The organism is Corynebacterium sp. H127, assembly GCF_037482665.1.
Lineage (GTDB): Bacteria > Actinomycetota > Actinomycetes > Mycobacteriales > Mycobacteriaceae > Corynebacterium.
On the sequence record NZ_JBBHKY010000013.1, the window covers coordinates 1 to 18,953 of the forward strand.

Genomic DNA, 18,953 nt, shown 5'->3' on the forward strand with positions numbered 1-18,953 from the left:
CCGACAAGGTCGACACCGAGGTGCCTTCCCCAGTAGCCGGCACCATCGTAGAGATCCTTTTCCAGGAAGACGACACCGTCGATGTCGGCGAAATCATCGTCCGCATCGGCGACGGCTCCGCACCAGCTGAAAAGCCAGCTGCCGCACCGGCTGCTAAGGAAGAAGCTCCACAGCAGGAAACACCGAAGGAAGAAGCTCCTAAGCAGGAGGCTCCACAGCAGGAAGTTGCAGCCAAGGTTGAGGCGCCAAAGGCTGACAATAGCGATGCTCCATATGTCACCCCGCTGGTACGCAAGTTGGCTGATAAGCACGGCGTCGACCTCTCCAAGGTTGAGGGCACCGGTGTCGGTGGCCGCATCCGCAAGCAAGACGTGCTCGCTGCAGCCGGCCAGGGCGACGCTCCTGCCGCTGAGGCACCTAAGGCTAACGTTTCCACCAAGTCCGTTGACCCTGAGAAGGCAAAGCTGCGTGGCACCACGGTTCGCGTGAACCGCATCCGCGAGATCACCGCTGTCAAGACCTTGGAGTCACTGCACGGCGCCGCTCAGCTCACCCAGCTGCACGAAGTTGATATGACCCGTGTTGCTGAACTGCGCAAGAGCAACAAGCCTGCGTTCCAGGAGAAGCACGGCCTGAATCTCACGTACCTGCCGTTCTTTGCTAAGGCAATCGTTGAGGCACTGGTTTCTCACCCGAACGTCAACGCGTCCTACAACTCCAAGACCAAGGAGATCACGTACCACCCAGCAGTGAACCTGGGTATTGCCGTCGATACGCCTGCCGGCCTGCTCTCCCCTGTCATTCACAACGCTCAGGACATGAGCCTGCCGGAGTTGGCTAAGGCCATCGTCGACATCGCAGACCGCGCACGCAACAACAAGCTCAAGCCAAACGATCTGATGGGCGGCACGTTCACCATCACGAACATCGGCTCTGAGGGTGCGCTTTCTGACACCCCTATTCTGGTTCCGCCACAGGCTGCCATGATCGGCACCGGTGCCATCGTCAAGCGACCTGTCGTAGTTACCGAGGACGGCAACGACGCCATCGCTATCCGCCAGATGGTGTACTTGCCGATGACCTACGATCACCAGCTGATCGACGGCGCAGACGCTGGTCGCTTCATGACCACGGTTCGCGATCGCCTGGAGAACGTAGACTTCACCGCTGATCTCGGCCTCTAAGAACGATTCTTCGCTCCCAACTTGAGCGCCCCGTTTTGCTTCGAAACCACAAATTCGAAAGTCAAAGCGGGGCGCTTTTGTGCGCGATAACAGGCATAAGTGTTGATTTTCTTAAAGCCCCAACTCGTGTCCGTTCGCGCATATACAGTGGGTTTTAGAACGGTTTCCGTTAACCCGTTGTCTATTGGAGAAAGTGCAGGAAGTTGCATGTCAGCGAACTGGAGTGATCCCACATTCGTCGAACGCCACCTCGGCCCCGATGAGGCAGAAGCACAGGTGATGCTGGACGCGCTCGGCTATGGCAGCCTAGCGGACCTCGTGTCAGCGGCCCTGCCCCACGGTCTGGCCTTCGCTGACACGCCTGAGCTGCCGGAGCCGATCAGTGAGCACGACGTGCAAGCACGCCTCCAGGAACTAGCGAGTCGCAATATCCAGCGCAGGAACTTCTACGGCCAGGGCTATAGCGACACCATCACCCCTCCTGTGATCCGCCGTGGGGTGCTGGAAGATGCCGGTTGGTACACCGCTTATACCCCCTACCAGCCGGAAATCTCCCAAGGGCGGCTCGAGGCATTGCTCAATTTCCAGACGATGATTGCAGACCTCACCGGCCTGCCCATCGCGAACGCATCGCTTCTCGACGAAGCAACGGCCGCCGCCGAAGCCGTCGGCCTGATGAGTCGCGCAGTGCGAAAGGGGCGTCGGGTGGTACTCGATGCACGACTGCACCCCCAGATCCTCGTCGTAGCCGCAGAACGCGCCCGCGCACTCGACCTCGAAGTGGAAGTGTCCGACCTGAGCCGGGGCCTCGTTGGTGAGGACCTCCTCGGCGTTGTGATCGCCTACCCAGGCACCGAGGGCGATGTCTTCGACCCCACCGAGATCATCGCGGATATCCACTCTCGCGGCGGATTGGCCACCGTTGTCGCTGACATCCTGGCACTCGTCGTTTTGAAGTCTCCTGGCATGTGTGGCGCAGACATCGCAGTTGGCTCTAGTCAACGCTTCGGCGTGCCGCTGTTTTATGGCGGCCCGCACGCAGCTTTTATGGCAGTGACGGACAAGCTGAAACGACAGATCCCCGGAAGAATCGTCGGTGTCTCCATCGATGCTGCCGGTGCTCCTGCGTACCGGCTGGCATTGCAGACTCGCGAGCAGCACATTCGACGTGAGAAGGCCACCTCGAATATCTGCACCGCACAGGCATTGCTTGCTGTCGTTGCATCGATGTACGCGGTCTACCACGGCCCGGCTGGATTATGGCGTATTGCTACCCGGGCCCATGATTTGGCATGTCAGCTTGCCCAGCTTCTCACCGAGGGCGGGGTTCGCGTCCTGCACAAGCAATTCTTTGACACGGTCACGGCGTATGTCCCCGATGCCGCTGCCGTTGTTTCCAGAGCAGATGATGCTGGCTACCTCATTCGCCGCATCGGTGCTGACAAAGTATCCATTTCCTTTGGTGAATCCGCCACCACGGACGATGTATTGGCGTTGGCCTCCTTTTTCGGGGTGCCCGCCCACCGGCTGCCTGAAGCAACCACGAGTCCGCTTGCGGGGCTGCGCAAAGAGGGCGAGCTGCTGAGTCATCCGATCTTCACTTCTGTCCACTCCGAGACCCAGATGATGCGGTATATCCGCAAATTGGGCGACAGAGATTTAGCCCTAGACCGCTCGATGATCCCGTTGGGCTCTTGCACCATGAAGCTCAATCCAACGGCTGGCATGGAGACTATTTCTTATCCCGGCTTTGCCAATATCCATCCCTTCGCGCCGGAGGATAATGCCACCGGTTGGAAGGAGCTCATCGCCGAGCTCGAGGAGTGGCTGGCCAAGCTCACCGGCTATGCAAAGGTATCTGTGCAACCGCCTTCCGGCGCGATGGGCGAGTTGGCCGGGCTGCTCGCTATCCGACGCTTCCATGTGTCGAACGGTGACGAGGGGCGCGACATCGTGCTGATCCCGCAGTCTGCGCATGGCACTAATGCTGCTTCTGCAACTCTCGCGGGTCTCCGCGTCGTTGTGGTTGGCACTGCCAACGATGGTTCGATCGACATGGCTGACCTGGATGCGAAGATTGCCCAGCATGGGGCATCGATTGCAGGCATCATGATCACTTATCCTTCCACCCACGGTGTCTTCGAAGATACGGTGCGGGAGGTGTGCCAGAAGGTCCACGAGGCGGGCGGACAAGTGTACATTGACGGCGCGAACATGAATGCTCTCACCGGTATCGCCGGCCCCGGTGAGTTTGGCGGGGATGTCTCGCACCTGAACTTGCACAAGACTTTCACCATCCCGCATGGCGGCGGTGGCCCTGGCGTCGGACCAGTGTGCGTGGCTGAGCATCTGGTGCCATTCTTGCCGGGCGACGCACTCGCCCACGATCCGCTCTCCCCAGTGGCAACCTCGGCTGGTATCCCGGTAGCGGGCGCAGTTCACGGCTCGGCTGGTGTGCTGCCCATTCCCTACGCTTACATCGCGATGATGGGGGTTGCAGGGCTGCGCCGGGCTACGGAGACCGCGATCCTTAACGCCAATTACATTTCACATCAACTGCGTGATGCATTCCCAACGCTGTACACCGGCGACAACGGGCTTGTCGCGCATGAGTGCATTCTTGACCTGCGCGAGCTGACGGAGAAATCCGGGGTGACGGCTGCGGACGTCGCCAAGCGCCTAGTGGACTATGGATTCCACGCCCCAACGCTCTCTTTCCCGGTGGCCGGCACCCTGATGGTGGAACCCACCGAGTCGGAGGACCTTGCTGAGCTTGATCGCTTCATTGAGGCGATGCGCAGTATTCGAGCTGAGATCGACGAAGTAATTTCCGGTGCGGTATCCCTCGAGGATTCAGTGCTGCGTAAGGCTCCATTTACTGCGGTGGCGATAGCCGCGGATGACTGGGATGAGAAGTTCACGCGCGAGCAGGCAGCTTTCCCGGTTCCGGGCCTCCGACAGACCAAGTACTACCCCGCTGTACGACGCATCGATGAGGCCTACGGCGACAGAAATCTCGCGTGCTCCTGCCCGCCGCCCGAGGCTTTCGACCTTTCGCAACAAGAAGGAGGCGAGTAATGCACAGCCCGCTGCATGCTGCACACGAGAAACTGGGAGCCATGTTCACCGACTTCGGTGGCTGGGAGATGCCCTTACGCTATGACAATGAACTAGCTGAGCACCGCGCGGTGCGTGAAAATGTTGGGCTCTTCGATCTCTCTCATATGGGAGAGATCCGTGTCACCGGAGACCAGGCTGGAGAATTCCTTGACTTTGCGTTGATTTCACAGCTCTCGGCCCTCGCTGTGGGCCGCGCGAAGTACACCATGATTGTCGCCGAAGATGGCGGCATTATCGACGACCTGATTGTGTATCGCCTGGGCGAGACGGAATACCTTGTTGTCCCCAACGCGGGCAACGCTGCAGCGGTTTCCGCAGCGCTGGCAGAACGCGCGACAGCTTTCGATGTCACGCTCAGCGATGAAACCTCCGGCACCGCCCTCATCGCAGTGCAAGGGCCGCGCGCTGCGGATTTGCTGGCAGGAATTGCAGATGAACCGGATACGCTGCGCCAGTTGAAGTACTATGCCGCGATGCCAGCTACAATTTCCGGCCATGAGGTGCTGCTGGCCCGCACGGGTTACACCGGAGAAGATGGATTCGAGCTCTTCATTCCGAACGCAGCTGCGCAGACTCTGTGGGAGGCCCTGCTCAAGGCTGGGGAGCCTTTGGACATGCTCCCCTGCGGCCTCGCGGCTCGCGATTCGCTCCGCTTGGAAGCTGGGATGCCCCTCTACGGTCACGAGCTGTCCAAGGACCTCCACCCTGCTGATGCCGGTTTGGGAGTCTTGGTGAGCAAGAAGAAGTCCCCGGACTTCTTCGCCGCAGACGCACTCCTGAACGCCCCGGAACCTGCGCGTGTGCTCATAGGGCTGCAGGGGACCGGTCGCCGCGCGGCGCGAGCTGACGCAGCCGTGTCAACCCCTGGTGGCGAGAGCATCGGTGTGATCACCTCCGGCCAGCTTTCCCCGACGCTCGGTTACCCGATCGCCTTGGCGTATGTGGATCGTGCATACGCTGCTGAGGGAACCCAGCTGGAAGCAGATATCCGCGGCAAAAAATACCCGTACACTGTGGTCAAGCTGCCATTTTATACCCGACGATAGTAACTCGAAAAAGGAGAACCCATGTCTAATCTGCCCGAGAATTTTTCTTACTCCGAGGACCACGAGTGGATTTCCGCGAGCGCTGACGCAGCTGCCGGCACCACTGTCAAGATGGGAATCACCGAATTCGCCGCCAAGGCACTCGGTGAGATTGTGTACGTGGACCTGCCAGCGGTAGGCGACACCGTCCAGATCGGCGAATCCTGTGGCGAAGTCGAATCCACCAAGTCTGTCTCCGACGTGTACTCCCCTGTCAACGGCACCGTCGTCTCGGTCAATGAGGCGCTCGCTGATGCTCCAGAGACCGTCAACTCCGATCCCTTCGATGCCGGTTGGCTCATTGAGGTGGAAGTCACCGAGGTAGGACCGATGATGACCGCTGCCGAATACGCGGCGAAGAACAAGATCTAAAGCTCGCCGGCAGGCCTAGATTCAACCAGTGGCCTGTCGGCGGCTCCTCACGGGGTTGTATTCTTGATATCCATGACAGCCCCGCGTGACCCCTTCACTCCAGCAGACATCTCGATTCGCCGCGATACCGCGCCCATTGACGTCGTTAAGCTGGGCTTGCAGGACTATGAAGAGATGTGGCACCGCCAAGCCGACATTGCTGCTCAGCGCGCGGCGGACGAGGTACCTGACCAGCTTCTCATGCTGGAGCACCCCTCGATTTACACCGCAGGCAAGCGCACCCAGCCAGAGGACCGCCCCACCAACGGGCTGCCGGTAATCGATGTGGACCGCGGTGGCCGGATCACCTGGCACGGCCCCGGCCAGCTGGTGTGCTACCCGATCATCAAACTACGCGACCCAGTGGATGTGGTGGACTATGTGCGAAGAGTCGAGGAGGCGTTGATCCAGGTAGTTCGCCAGCTCGGCGTTGTGAGCGCCGGGCGTATCGACGGCCGTTCCGGCGTGTGGGTCCCCGCAAACAACGGCAAACCCGACCGCAAAATTGCGGCGCTCGGGGTCCGGGTCACCCGCGGCGTCACCATGCATGGCCTCGCCTTGAACTGCGACAACACCCTGGAGTACTACGGTCATATTGTCCCATGCGGCATTTCCGATGCCGATGTGACAACCCTGTCTGAGGAATTAGGCCGCCAGGTGAGCGTCGCGGAATGCATCGCACCGCTTAGTACCGCGCTCATCGACGCCTTCGAAGGCCGACTCATTGTGGCAGACCACACCTTTGCCACTGCGCCTGATCCTTGTAAGGGCCTGGGCAAGCGCCAAAACTGAGGTGTTTGAACTTGCTCAACCATAAGTTGTAGGGTGGGCAACGTGACTGTTGCACCTGAGGGAAGAAAAATGCTCCGTGTCGAGGCCCGCAATGCCGAGACCCCGATCGAGAGCAAACCACGCTGGATTCGCACTGCTGTGAAGACTGGGCCGGAATACCAGGATATGAAGGAGCGAGTTTCCGGGGCCTCGCTACACACCGTCTGCCAGGAAGCCGGCTGCCCTAATATCCACGAGTGCTGGGAATCCCGCGAGGCTACCTTCCTCATCGGTGGCGACCAGTGCACGAGGCGCTGCGATTTCTGCCAAATCCACACCGGAAAACCAGGTCCGCTGGATCGTGACGAGCCACGACGCGTCGCCGAGTCCGTGCGCGAAATGGAATTGAACTACGCCACCATCACCGGCGTGACTCGCGATGACCTGGAAGACCAGGGTGCCTGGCTCTATGCAGAGGTTGTGCGCCAAGTTCATGCCTTGAATCCCAACACTGGTGTGGAAAACCTCGTACCCGATTTCTCTGGCAAGCCTGATCTGCTCCAAGAGGTTTTCGAGGCCCGCCCGGAGGTTTTCGCGCACAACATTGAAACCGTGCCCCGCATCTTCCGACGCATCCGTCCGGCGTTCCGCTACGAGCGTTCCCTGGACGTTATCCGTCAGGCCCGTGACTTCGGTCTGGTGACCAAGTCCAACCTCATCCTCGGCATGGGTGAAACCTCCGAAGAGATTCACGAAGCACTGCGCGATCTTCATTCCGCAGGCTGTGACATCATCACCATCACCCAGTACCTTCGCCCGGGCATCAAGTACCACCCGATCGACCGCTGGGTAAAACCAGAGGAATTCATCGAACACGCCGATTATGCCCGTGAACTCGGCTTCACTGGCGTCATGTCTGGCCCGTTGGTGCGCTCCTCCTACCGCGCAGGTCGCCTCTACGCGCAAACCATCAACGCCCGCGGCCTTGAGCTGCCGGAGAACCTAGCTCACCTGGCGGAGACCTCCGGTGGTTCCGCTGTCCAAGAGGCGTCCTCGCTTCTAGAAAAGTACGGCGCTTCCGAAGACACCCCGATACTCACCCGCTAATCTATTCGTCCTCGGAGCACAGATAGTCGGCCGTGCCGTGCGGATCGGCCATGAATTCGAGGTACCCCGCCACCAGGTCGCAGGAATCATAGTTGGCGGGCACAACCCCGCTGTCGGTGATCTGCCAGATCTCCGCACCAGGAACCGCCAGCACAATCGGTGAGTGCGTGGCGACGATGAACTGGGCTCCCATCTCCGCCAACACCGCAATCCGGGCCATGAGTTCCAGTTGGGATTCCGGAGAAAGCCCTGATTCTGGTTCGTCAAGGAGGTACAGCCCTCTGCCGTGGAAGCGCTCCCGCAGCAGCTTCAGGGTCATTTCCCCGTGTGAAATTGGCAGCAGCGGAGCGGTTCCGCCTACCTCTTTGTCTAGGTAGATAGCCAACCGGTAGGTGGATTCGCCGCGGAGGAAATAGCCGTCGCGCGGATTCCGAACCCGCTGCAGTGTCAACCATTGATGCAGCTCGGACACTGAATTCTCGGCGGAAAACAGGGTATCGCGGGATCCACCCTCGGCGTTGAAGCCCATCCCTACGGCCATGGCCTCGACGAGAGTAGATTTTCCCGAGCCGTTCTCCCCCACCAAGAAGGTCACCGGGCTTTTAAAGCGCAATGGCCCGGCGCGCAGCAATCCTTGTACCACGGGCAAGTCCGCTATGTAGGTATCGCTGCCTAGCTCCCGTAGTTCAATACCAGCGAGAAACCTCATCCTTGCCTCCGCACTTTTTCGATAGCGCACCGGACTCGCTCTGTCCGATGGGCGAAGAAGTCGGTAGTAGCGGTGACCAAGGGGTGGTCGTCGTAACGCACGCGTTCCAACCCGGCATCTAGGTGATAGATCTCCGCTCCCGGCACTGCAAGGAGTATCGGTGAGTGCGTGGCGATGATGAACTGCCCGCCACCCCGTGCGATGCGGGAGATATAGCCGAGTAACGCCATCTGGTGCACCGGGCTCAGACCAGCTTCGGGCTCATCCAGGATGAACAGCCACTTGTTGAAGAAGTACTCGTCAGCCACCGCCATGATCGACTGCCCATGAGACATTGCATGCACATGATCGCATACCTCATAGTGAGTCTCGGAACGCAGGAAGTATCCTCCGAGCAGTGGTTTCGATCCGGTCATGTACAGCCGCGAATGTAGCTTTGAGGTAGTCCACTCGGTACCGCGGGTGAAATCTGCCTGCGGCCCGCCGGCGGCGTTGAAGCCGAGTCGGCAGGCAATCGCCTCGATCAGAGTGGACTTGCCGGAGCCGTTCGCACCGGTGAGAAATGTGACCGGATGTTCCAGCCGCCACCCGTCAGCTAGGCTCAGCTGGCTGACGACTGGCAGGCTGGCCGAGTAGTCCCCCACTCCAGCTGGGACTGCCCGAATCGAATCAACGAACATACCCGCCTATTCTACGTACCCTTCACATTCAGTACCTGGCGCAGTTTGTGCCGTACCTTCACCAACGGGGCCGCATCCAGCATGACCTGATCGATGTTCTTGTAGGCATCCGGGATTTCGTCGACGAACTCTTCCCCCGAACGGTGCACAATATCTCCCATGCGCGCCTCCAAATCCGCTGCGGTGAAGGCCGCTCTGGCGGCAGTGCGCGACATTAGGCGGCCGGCACCGTGCGGCGCCGAACGCAGCGCATCCGCGTTCCCGAGCCCCTCGACCACATAGGAAGCGGTGCCCATCGAACCGGGGATAAGCGCCAACATGCCACGGTCGGCGCGAATCGCTCCCTTACGGGTCAGCCAGACGTTCTCACCGAAGTGCTCCTCCTGCACGGTGTAGTTGTGGTGGCAGTTGATCCGTTCTGCCTCCACTACGGGCGCACCCATCAGTTCACCCAACGCGTAGGCGAAACGGTCCATCATCTCTTCCCGATTGAGGTAGGCAAAGCGCTGTGCCCAGTTCAAGTCCCGAATGTAGGAATCGAACTCCGGGGTGCCTTCTGAGAGGTAGGCCAGGTTCGGATCAGATACCTCCCGGCGCCGGATCCGCATATCGGCCTTCGCTGCGCGGATATGCTTCTGCGCAATTTTGTTGCCCACACCGCGAGAACCGGAGTGCAGGAACATCCACACCCGGTCCACTTCATCCAGACACAGCTCGATGAAGTGATTTCCGCCGCCGAGCGAACCAAGCTGCACCTTCCACTTCGGCGAGTGCTCCAGGTTAACTCCGCCTTCCGCAGCCAGGTCCTCCAGTTCCCGCACGCGGTTCTTGGTGGCGGTGAAACGCACCTTGGTGTTGTAGTTACCCGGAGACAGCGGAATGATGCGCTCGATGTCGTCGCGAAGCTGGATGAGGTCTTTGCCGGCCAGATCCGCGGCGCTGAACTCAGTGCGCACGCCGATCATGCCACAACCAATATCCACGCCGACGGCTGCCGGGATGATCGCACCCTTCGTTCCGAAGACAGTGCCGATGCTCGATCCCATACCCACGTGTGCATCAGGCATCAACGCCACGTGCGGGTAGACGAACGGCAATTCAGCGGTGATCGCGGCCTGGCGCAGCGCCTCATCCTCCACGATCGATGCAAAGTTGATGACTTTGCCGGTACACATTGTGTGCCCTTTCTGTGTTGGGCGCCGCTTGTCGACGGCCACAGCCCCGCACCCCTAAAACACAAAAGTGCTGCTCTGTCCATCGACAGGCAGCACCGAAATGAAAAATTCCAGGACTAAATCCACCTGTCAGGGATCGAAAATTCGCCCTGTAGGTGCTTCTGGAGGGAAGACACGATGTAGCTCATGTACTTCTTCCTTTCTGATTGATAGTCCAATGGGAAATAGTTGCAGATTCTGCGTAGTTGCGCAATACCCCGAACTTTAAATGCCGAACTTCCCTGGATGTCACCCGTTTTCATTAACTGTGATCTGGGAAGTTCGGCAAAAGGAGTTCCGCATGAAGTCACTCCCCCAGCAACTCCGCCACAAACTCACCAGTATCACCAAGAAACTCCCTGGTGAGCTGGACATTCTCACACTCGTCGAAAGTCATCGCAGCAATCCCGGATTCAGATATCTGGTAGATCCTGGCATCCGGCACAGCGAGTAACACCGGAGAGTGAGGGGCGATGATGAACTGCGCTCCAGCTGCGGCCAATTCATGAATCCGGGCCAGCAATGCCAGCTGGCGCAGCGGGGACAGTCCAGCCTCTGGCTCGTCGAGGATGAACAGCCCGAAGCTGTGGAAGCGATGCTCAATGATTTGGAATACTGACTCCCCGTGGGACATGGCATGCAAGGACTTACCGCCGGGCGGTGGCATGCCACCTCGCGCATTGGCTTGGCGATCATATTCTGATGCGATGTTGTAGTGGGTTTCTGCACGGAAGAAGTAGCCATCCCGGGGTTTGCGTCTCCGGACAAGTTCCAGAGAGGAGTGCAGGTCCGATGCTGTGTTCACTGTGCCAAAGTTCATGTTCTTTGAGCCGCCTTCAGCATTGAAGCCCAGTGCTACCGCGATGGCTTCCACCAGAGTCGACTTGCCCGATCCGTTCTCGCCCACGATGAAGGTCACTGGGACGTCGAAAAGCATGGGCTCACCGGAGAGCAACGCCCGAGTTACGGGTAAGTCGCGAATATAGCTGTGGCCGGGATAGTCGCGGAGACGAATGCTGCGGAGAAACACACCCACCAAGTTTAGACATTGCTACAACGTGACCTAAAGTATTAGACATGGCAGACGCAAAGAAAGCTCAGTTGAAGGCCGCTGATAAGGAAGCAAAGGCCGCGAAGCGCGCACAGCGCAAGCAGAATTACTCCCAGATGTGGCAAGCATTCAACATGCAGCGCAAGAACGATAAGGCTCTTGTGCCGCTGATGCTCGCGTCGATTCTGGGCATTGGCCTGGTATTTTTCGGTATCGGACTGCTGATTAACGCCGAGTGGTGGATGCTGCCAATCGGCTTGGCGCTGGGTTTCATGCTCGCCATGTTCATCTTCACTAAGCGCGTAGAGAACTCGGTTTATGACCAAGCTTCTGATCAGCCTGGCGCTGCCGGCTGGGCGTTGGAGAACCTCAAGTCTGGTGTCGGCATGGCATGGCGGACGAAGACGGCGATCGCCGCGAACAACCACATGGATGCGGTACACCGCGTCATTGGTAATCCTGGCATCGTGTTGGTTGCTGAGGGAGATAAGTTCCGGGCTAAGCAGCTCATGGCGCAGGCTAAGCGCCGCACCGCCCGCGTGGCCGGAGACACCCCAATCTACGAAATGTACGCCGGGGAGGGTGAGGGCCAGATCCGCATTCGCGACCTCCAAAAGGAGCTCATGAAGCTGCCACGCAACTTCAAGAAGGATCAGGTTTACGCACTCGCGAACAAAATCGAGGCCATGGATGCTGCCGGCAACATGGGACAGCCTGGCCTGCCAAAGGGCCCCCTTCCGAAGGGTGCAAAGGTCTCCGGAATGAACCGCCGTGCGCGTCGTCAGTCAGAGCGTGGAAAGTAGCTTCAAAAGTGGCACTATAGAGATGTGCACATCCTCGTAGAAAATCAACTATTAGCCCTAGTCGTCATTATGGCGTTAGGGCTTTTGTTTGGCCGGATTCGGATCGGTTCTTTCAAACTAGGGGTGGCGGCGGTCCTCTTCGTGGGCCTAGCTTTCGCCACCGTCGAGCCGCAAATCACACTGCCGCCGATCGTCTACGTGGTGGGACTAGCGATCTTCGTGTACACCATTGGTCTTGAGGCGGGACCTGACTTCTTCAGCTCGCTGCGCACCACTGGTTTGAAGCACAATGCCTTCGCCCTTGGAGTAATCATCGCTACCACGGCGTTGGCCTATCTGATGGTCAAAATAGCGGGTATACACCCCGCCACCGCTACGGGACTCTTCACCGGCGCACTGACCAACACTCCGGCGATGGCCGCCGCGAAGGAGTCACTGCCTGCGCTTTTCGACGCCACCGAGCTCGCGCACATCACCGGACTGCCCGTCGTCGCATATTCCCTGGCCTACCCTCTTGGTGTGCTCATCGTGATCCTCGCTGTGGGCATCTGCGGGAAGCTGTTCCGGGTAGATCACCACGCCGAAGCGGTAGCCGCGGGCGTTGCAGTGCAGGAACTTGTTACCCAGCGCATCCGAGTAGAGAATCCAGATCTGCCGGCTATCACGAATATTCCTTATGTTCTCGAGTTGGCGGTGATCATCTCCCGGCGGGAACGTGGCGGTGATCTCCACATCCCAGATCTTGGCGATCGCGCGCGAGTAGGCGATGTGCTCAGCGTGGTGGGTACCGAAGAGGAAATCAAACGCGCCATAAAGCTCATCGGCACGCCGCTTCCTGGAGAACCCACGCACGATAACGGCCTTGACTATCGCCGCATCTTTGTTTCGAACCCAGATGTTGTGGGTATTCCGCTGGCTAAGCTGCGCCCTAAAATGTCTGACATGCTGATCACCCGCATCCGGCGCGGTGATGACGACATGGTGGCAACGCCTGACATGACGCTGCACTTGGGTGATCGTGTCAGAGTGGTCACCACCATCAGCAAGATGGACCGAGCGACCAAGCTCTTTGGCGATTCCTACAAAAACGTCTCCGACATCAACTTGATCCCGCTTCTTATCGGCATCACGCTGGGTGTGCTGGTTGGCATGATCGCGCTCCCGTTGCCCGGTGGAATGACGCTGAAGCTCGGCAACGCCGGTGGCCCCTTGTTGGTGGCACTCGTCCTCGGTGCGCTGGGACGCACTGGCCCTATTGTCTGGCAGGCCCCGTATTCTGCAATCCAGGCGCTCCAATCGCTGGGAATCACGCTGTTCTTGGCGGGCATCGGGACTACGGCAGGAGCGGGTTTTGCGGAGGCGATGTCTGACCCCGCCTCATTGCTGGTCATCGGACTCGGCGCGCTGCTCACCCTATTCGTGAGCGTGGCGACTCTCGTGGTGGGCCACAAGGTGCTGCGGATCCCCTTTGGCCAAACGGCAGGCATCTTGGCTGGTCTGCAAACCCATCCGGCTGTCCTGGGCTACGCCAGCGATCAGGCGAAGAACGAACTGCCTGCCATCGGTTACACCTCCGTGTACCCCTTGAGCATGGTGGCCAAGATCGTGGCCGCCCAAGTGCTCCTGTTTGCCTTAGTCTGAGGCAAGCTATCCCAGAATCACCGCAGTGCCAGTAGCGCGGTCGTGCAGGCCGCGGCCATCTGAGTCCACCATGATTGGGGGCAAGATGAACACCGTCAACGCAGCACGGATAAGGGCACGCCACAAGCCGACGCGCTCCTCGGCGTCGACACGCGCCACCCCCATCTTCATCATCGCTTGCCCTGGAGTGCGGGCGAAGAGCCACACGCTGATCACCGAGATGACGACAAAGATCACCAGGGTCAGTGTGGACACCCCACCAAAATCGGCTGTGTAGTTTCGGATGATTATGGCGATGAACATGGCAAAGAACCAGTCCAGGGTGATGCCACCGCATCGCCGGAGGACGGAAGCCAAAGCGCCGTTGCCCTTCTCAGGGAGCCCCAGTTTTTCCCCGGGCCACTTACCAGGGCCGAGTTCATCATAATCGCCAGGGATTTGAGGCCCCTCAATCCAACTGCGCTTGGGTTCAGACATACCTAGCAATCTATCCGTGAACGAAATGAGCGCGCAATTTCACCTAATTCTGTGGGAACTTTGTACACTGGATCTATGCGCCAGTGAATAATTTTCCGGCGCTTTAGCCTATGCATGCGTAGTTTGTGTGTAGTTCGATAATTACCAGCCCGGCCCGATGCGCGCGCCAACCGTCATCGGACCACACCCGCGAGGAGCACCACGTGGCATTTGAAAACGTCGCAGATGTAATCAAGTACATCAAGGACGAGAACGTCGAATTCCTTGATATTCGATTCACCGACGTCCCCGGCACGGAGCACCACCTCTCCATCCCGGCCTCCATGTTCGATGAAGAAGCAGCGGAAGCGGGACTGGCATTCGACGGATCGTCCATTCGAGGTTTCACCACCATCGAAGAATCCGACATGAATTTGCTGCCGGATGTGAAGACCGCGATGATTGATCCTTTCCGTGCGGCCAAGACGCTGAACATGAAGTTCTTCGTCCATGATCCGTTCACCCGCGAGCCGTTCTCCCGCGACCCACGCAACGTCGCCCGCAAGGCTGAAGAATACTTGGCATCTACGGGTATCGCTGACACCTGTTTCTTCGGTGCTGAGGCCGAGTTCTACCTCTTCGATTCCGTCCGCTACCACGCCGACACCAACGCAGCCTTTTATGAGTTGGATTCTGATGAAGGCTGGTGGAACCGCGGCGAGGAGTACAACCTCGATGGCTCCCGCAACCTGGGCTATAAGAACCGCATCAAGGGCGGCTACTTCCCCAACGCGCCTTACGACGGCGTCGTAGACCTGCGCGATGACATGGCTAAGCACCTGAAAAATGCTGGCTTTGAGGTCGAGCGCTTCCACCACGAGTGTGGTGCTGGCCAGCAGGAGATCAACTACAAGTTCAACACCATGCTGCACGCCGCGGATGATCTGCAGACCTTCAAATACATCATCAAGCAGACCGCACGCGCCGCCGGCAAGTCCGCCACCTTCATGCCAAAGCCACTGGCTGGCGATGCCGGCTCCGGCATGCACGCGCACCAGTCACTGTGGAAGGACGGCAAGCCGCTATTCCACGACGAAAACGGCTACGCAGGCCTGTCCGACCTAGCTCGCTACTACATCGGTGGCATCCTGCATCACGCAGGTGCTGTCCTTGCGTTCTCCAACGCTACGCTGAACTCTTACCACCGCCTGGTGCCAGGCTTCGAGGCTCCCATCAACCTGGTGTACTCCCAGCGCAATCGCTCCGCTGCGGTGCGTATCCCAATCACCGGCTCCAACCCGAAGGCTAAGCGCATTGAGTTCCGCGCTCCTGACTCCTCCGGCAACCCATACTTCGCGTTCGCAGCGATGATGATGGCCGGTCTCGACGGCATCAAGAACCGCATCGAGCCACACGCTCCCGTGGACAAGGACCTCTACGAGCTCCCACCAGAGGAAGCAGCAAGCATCCCGACCGCCCCGACCTCCCTCGAGGCTTCGCTGGCCGCGCTTGCCGACGACCATGAGTTCCTCACCGAAGGCGACGTTTTCACCGAGGACCTGATCGATACTTACATCAAGTACAAGTATGACCGCGAGATCACCCCGAATCGCATGACCCCAACCCCGTTGGAGTTCGAGCTGTACTACGACGTATAGGATTCGCCCCTTAACTTAAGGCCCCGCAGTTTGATTTGGATCACTAAAGATCCGCAAACTGCGGGGTTTTTCGCGCCGTGGCTACTATCATACGGGGGTATTTCTGGGACACGTCGTCTGATTGCAGCACTTTTATTAGCTCTTACCTAAAGAATCAGGTGAGTACCATTGCCATTATTGAAAGGAACACATGTCAATTCGAACCCCTCTCAGTCGCGGTGTAGCGCTTGTCGCAATCACGCTGGCCGGCCTATCCCTGACCGCCTGCGGAAAAGATGACGCGCCTGCAAAGCCTGTCAAGACTTCTACCCCGGCAGCCAGCAGCTCCGCTAAGCCAACCACTACCTCGGCTAAGCCAAGCGCATCTGAGACCGCACCAGATGCCGCAGGTGGCCAAGAGCCAGCTAATTCCAACACTGGCAACAGCAACGCCGGCGGGAATGCTCCAGCACCAGTGGCACCAGCTCCACAGCCGGCACCAGCAGGAGATGCAGCACCGGCACCAGCAGCGCCTGTTGGTGAAGCTCCAGCTCCAAACAATGGTGGCATACCTTCCCGTGAAGGTGTCCCTCCAGTAATTGGCGACGATGAAACTGCGACACCGGAAGCTCCCGCCCCAGAAGACAAGCCAGAAGACAAGCCTGCAGACAAGCCTGCAGAAACACCAGCACCACCGGCTGAGCAGGGCGAGAAGCCAGCACAGTAGTTTTTTAGCTTCAGAGCAGAACTTCTGCGTTTTTAATCCGGGTGCTCTTTCGCAATTTCAGCGAGAGGCATCCGGATTTTTTGATCCCAAAATCGACATGACTTCGGGCCAAACGGGGCCGAAAACTGCAGATTTTCTAATCGTGACCAACTGTTGATTTTTGCCACGCAAGGGCAAAAATTATTCAAATAAATTCCCTGCATCGCTCGAGAAACTGCAAAAGTCACAGAACCGTAACATTGGCGGTTTTTGCGCTTTCACAGCCGTGTGATCAGCACAAATTCGTGGCAAGCCGTGAGCCGAAATGGTTAACGTTGGAATCACCGACATCGGGAAGCACCGATTAGCCAAATGAAAGATCGCAACGGAAATCCGACAGGAAGACCGAGAGCGGAACGATGTCGGGAGAGACAAAGAAGATTCAACAACAGTACGAAAGAAAGGCACCGAAAGATGAATAACACTAAGAACATTCAGGACCTGTTCAACGCGACTGCTTATGACAACACCGGCGACAAGCTTGGCGATGTCAAGGAAATCTTCGTTGACGATAAGACCGGTCAGCCAACCTTCGTAGAGGTCGGCCACGGCCTGTTCGGCCTCGGCTCCTCCCTGGTTCCGCTGCGTGGCCACAACTTCTCCGGCAACGATCTGAAGCTGGCTTTTGCTAAGGACCGCATCAAGGACGCACCTGACATGGACGTCAACAACGCTCTCACCCCAGCTGATCAGGAGAAGATCTACCGCCACTACGGCCTGTCTGATGTTAAGGACGTAGAGACCTACGGTGGCTACAACCACTCCGATCGTGACCGCGAGCTGCACACCGAAGGCTACGAGCGCGACCGTGCGGGCGTTGCCGGTGCTGGCGTAGCCGGCGCGAATGTAGATCACGATCGTCGCGACCTCAACGCTGGCGACTCCGAATCTCTGGTCCGCTCCGAGGAGCGCCTGTCCGTAGATAAGGAAAAGGTCAACACCGGCGAGGCTCGCCTTCGCAAGTACGTGGTTCAGGACACCGAGACCGTTGAGGTTCCGGTTACCCGCGAAGAGGTCCGCGTCGAGCGCACCCCTGTTAATGGCACTGCACGCGAGGGCGGCATCTCCAACGCTGGCATCGGCGAGGAAGAAGCATCCGTCACCCTGCATGAGGAGCGCGTCACTGTAAACAAGGAGACCGTCCCGGTGGAAGAGGTTCGCCTGGAGAAGGATGTCGTACGCGACACCGAAACCGTTTCCGAGGACGTTCGCAAGGAAAAGATCGACGTTGATGGCGTAGACGTCAACAAGAATGGCCGCGACTTCAAGTAAGTCAAAAGCTAACCCTGCGCATTAACTAATGGGGTCGTAGTCTTAGGGCTACGGCCCCATTAGGCTTTCCTTCCATCGCCCTCCAGGAGCAAAACCATGAGCACCGAAAACAGTTCCGATCAAGTAACTCCCGCCCCTGCGGAGAAACCAGACGTAGAAGTGCAGCGCCATTTCGGACGCGAGCTCAAAGACGAAGTTAACTCGAGCGAGAATCCAGCTAGTGCTGCAGGCAGCGATACCGAAGTAGAACGTCACTTCGGCCGCGAAATTAAGTAACCACGGCAGGTGGCGGTCTAAGCTGGAATACCATGAGCCGGGACAAGATACGTCAGTTGGAGCAAAGATTCGGGTTGCAGTCAGCTCGGATCGCCGAGGAGTTCAACGGCGTCGCGCTGTACGCGTTTCGGCACAAGGTGCAGGACCGCTATGTGGTCACCGTGTGTACTGTCGGATCCGAGCAAGAATACAGTTGCACAGTTTTTGAGGCGGATCTCCCCGCTGCGGTAGCAACTTTACGCACGGTATTCCTCCGGACGGACGGCCCCTGGGTACCGGGGCGCGTCTGGCTGAACGATGTTCCTTTCCTCGCTGGCACTCGCATCCAGGGCATCGTAGTAGGCGAAGGCGTGCTAGCCCCGGTATTCGCACTTACAGAGCCAGAAGCCGTGCTGGTGGCTCGGGAATCCATCGCCGCCTTGACGATCACCCTAGGGCGCGACCCCTTCGCACTCTGCGACCTTGATAGGGAAAACGCATTAACCGACATCTCTGATGAAGAGCTAGCCGGCATCCAAGTGATCACAGCCAAGCTCGCCACTAGCGCTCCGCTGCGTCGGCTCGAATACACCACTTTCGGCAAATTCGTCGCCTTGACAGAGGAAGAACCCGCTGGGTACGCCGATGATCCGGACAATTTTGAGTTCCGCTCAGCACTTGAGCTACTCCCCCGCGTCCACGGCTCCCGCCTGTTTTTCCGCGCTCCGAAACCGGGAGAAACGCTTCGTTACAGCGTGCAGGGCTGGGAGTATTCGGTATCGTAGCTTCCT

18 protein-coding genes are annotated in these 18,953 nt (G+C 58.6%); 13 read left to right on the top strand and 5 right to left on the bottom strand.

All coding sequences use genetic code 11. The annotated features are described in order from the left end of the window. The 6 genes from sucB to lipA form a co-directional block, all read left to right on the top strand. Positions 1–1,184 (top strand): 2-oxoglutarate dehydrogenase, E2 component, dihydrolipoamide succinyltransferase (sucB, locus tag WG936_RS11365; RefSeq protein ID WP_339572972.1); only part of this gene is annotated, 1,184 nt, incomplete at its 5' end. Between the two features lie 207 nt (positions 1,185–1,391). Then, positions 1,392–4,262 (top strand): aminomethyl-transferring glycine dehydrogenase, encoded by a 2,871-nt coding sequence (gene gcvP / locus WG936_RS11370; RefSeq protein WP_339572973.1) that lies wholly within the window; start codon positions 1,392–1,394, stop codon positions 4,260–4,262. Beyond that, positions 4,262–5,350: a glycine cleavage system aminomethyltransferase GcvT gene (gene gcvT / locus WG936_RS11375; RefSeq protein WP_339572974.1), complete on the top strand. Its 1,089-nt coding sequence runs from the start codon at positions 4,262–4,264 to the stop codon at positions 5,348–5,350. Before gcvP ends, gcvT begins: the two co-directional genes overlap by 1 nt. A gap of 21 nt (positions 5,351–5,371) precedes the next feature. Beyond that, positions 5,372–5,761 carry a glycine cleavage system protein GcvH gene (gene gcvH, locus WG936_RS11380; protein ID WP_339565375.1) on the top strand — a complete coding sequence of 130 codons (390 nt, stop codon included), beginning with the start codon at positions 5,372–5,374 and terminating at the stop codon, positions 5,759–5,761. A 72-nt stretch (positions 5,762–5,833) separates the two neighbouring features. Then, positions 5,834–6,592, top strand: a complete 759-nt coding sequence (gene lipB, locus WG936_RS11385) for a lipoyl(octanoyl) transferase LipB (protein WP_339572975.1) — start codon at positions 5,834–5,836, stop codon at positions 6,590–6,592. A 42-nt stretch (positions 6,593–6,634) separates the two neighbouring features. Continuing rightward, positions 6,635–7,678: a lipoyl synthase gene (lipA, locus tag WG936_RS11390; protein WP_339565377.1), complete on the top strand. Its 1,044-nt coding sequence runs from the start codon at positions 6,635–6,637 to the stop codon at positions 7,676–7,678. A gap of 1 nt (position 7,679) precedes the next feature. Here lipA and WG936_RS11395 read toward each other — a convergent pair whose 3' ends face one another. From WG936_RS11395 to WG936_RS11410, 4 genes are all read right to left on the bottom strand, one after another. Further along, positions 7,680–8,387 carry an AAA family ATPase gene (locus tag WG936_RS11395; protein ID WP_339572976.1) on the bottom strand — a complete coding sequence of 236 codons (708 nt, stop codon included), beginning with the start codon at positions 8,385–8,387 and terminating at the stop codon, positions 7,680–7,682. Further along, positions 8,384–9,067, bottom strand: coding sequence for an AAA family ATPase (locus WG936_RS11400; protein ID WP_339572977.1), 684 nt, complete (start codon positions 9,065–9,067; stop codon positions 8,384–8,386). The genes WG936_RS11395 and WG936_RS11400 overlap by 4 nt, the downstream gene beginning before the upstream one ends. 11 nt (positions 9,068–9,078) lie before the next feature. Further along, positions 9,079–10,242 (bottom strand): RtcB family protein, encoded by a 1,164-nt coding sequence (locus WG936_RS11405; protein ID WP_339572978.1) that lies wholly within the window; start codon positions 10,240–10,242, stop codon positions 9,079–9,081. Positions 10,243–10,588: 346 nt separating this feature from the next. Next, positions 10,589–11,311, bottom strand: a complete 723-nt coding sequence (locus tag WG936_RS11410; protein WP_339572979.1) for an AAA family ATPase — start codon at positions 11,309–11,311, stop codon at positions 10,589–10,591. 47 nt (positions 11,312–11,358) lie between these two features. On the opposite strand from WG936_RS11410, the gene WG936_RS11415 reads away from it, so the two are divergent. Beyond that, positions 11,359–12,135 (top strand): DUF4191 domain-containing protein, encoded by a 777-nt coding sequence (locus WG936_RS11415; protein ID WP_339565382.1) that lies wholly within the window; start codon positions 11,359–11,361, stop codon positions 12,133–12,135. A gap of 24 nt (positions 12,136–12,159) precedes the next feature. Continuing rightward, a complete protein-coding gene (locus WG936_RS11420; protein ID WP_339565383.1) occupies positions 12,160–13,776 on the top strand; it encodes an aspartate:alanine exchanger family transporter in 1,617 nt (538 codons plus the stop codon). Positions 13,777–13,782: 6 nt separating this feature from the next. Here the strand turns inward: WG936_RS11420 and WG936_RS11425 are convergent, their stop codons facing one another. Further along, on the bottom strand, positions 13,783–14,253 hold the full coding sequence (locus WG936_RS11425) for an RDD family protein (RefSeq protein WP_339565384.1): 471 nt from the start codon (positions 14,251–14,253) through the stop codon (positions 13,783–13,785). 203 nt (positions 14,254–14,456) lie between these two features. Between WG936_RS11425 and glnA the strand changes: the two genes are divergently transcribed. From glnA to WG936_RS11450, 5 genes are all read left to right on the top strand, one after another. Beyond that, the gene (gene glnA, locus WG936_RS11430; RefSeq protein ID WP_339565385.1) at positions 14,457–15,890 is read left to right on the top strand and encodes a type I glutamate--ammonia ligase; all 1,434 of its coding nucleotides are present in this window, start codon (positions 14,457–14,459) and stop codon (positions 15,888–15,890) included. Positions 15,891–16,080: 190 nt separating this feature from the next. Further along, positions 16,081–16,596, top strand: coding sequence for a hypothetical protein (locus tag WG936_RS11435; protein ID WP_339572980.1), 516 nt, complete (start codon positions 16,081–16,083; stop codon positions 16,594–16,596). A gap of 453 nt (positions 16,597–17,049) precedes the next feature. Beyond that, positions 17,050–17,907 carry a PRC and DUF2382 domain-containing protein gene (locus WG936_RS11440; RefSeq protein ID WP_339572981.1) on the top strand — a complete coding sequence of 286 codons (858 nt, stop codon included), beginning with the start codon at positions 17,050–17,052 and terminating at the stop codon, positions 17,905–17,907. A 96-nt stretch (positions 17,908–18,003) separates the two neighbouring features. Continuing rightward, complete coding sequence (locus WG936_RS11445) at positions 18,004–18,183, top strand: hypothetical protein (protein ID WP_339565388.1); 180 nt, start codon at positions 18,004–18,006, stop codon at positions 18,181–18,183. A 32-nt stretch (positions 18,184–18,215) separates the two neighbouring features. Then, positions 18,216–18,947, top strand: a complete 732-nt coding sequence (locus WG936_RS11450; protein ID WP_339572982.1) for a hypothetical protein — start codon at positions 18,216–18,218, stop codon at positions 18,945–18,947. Positions 18,948–18,953 lie beyond the last annotated feature (6 nt).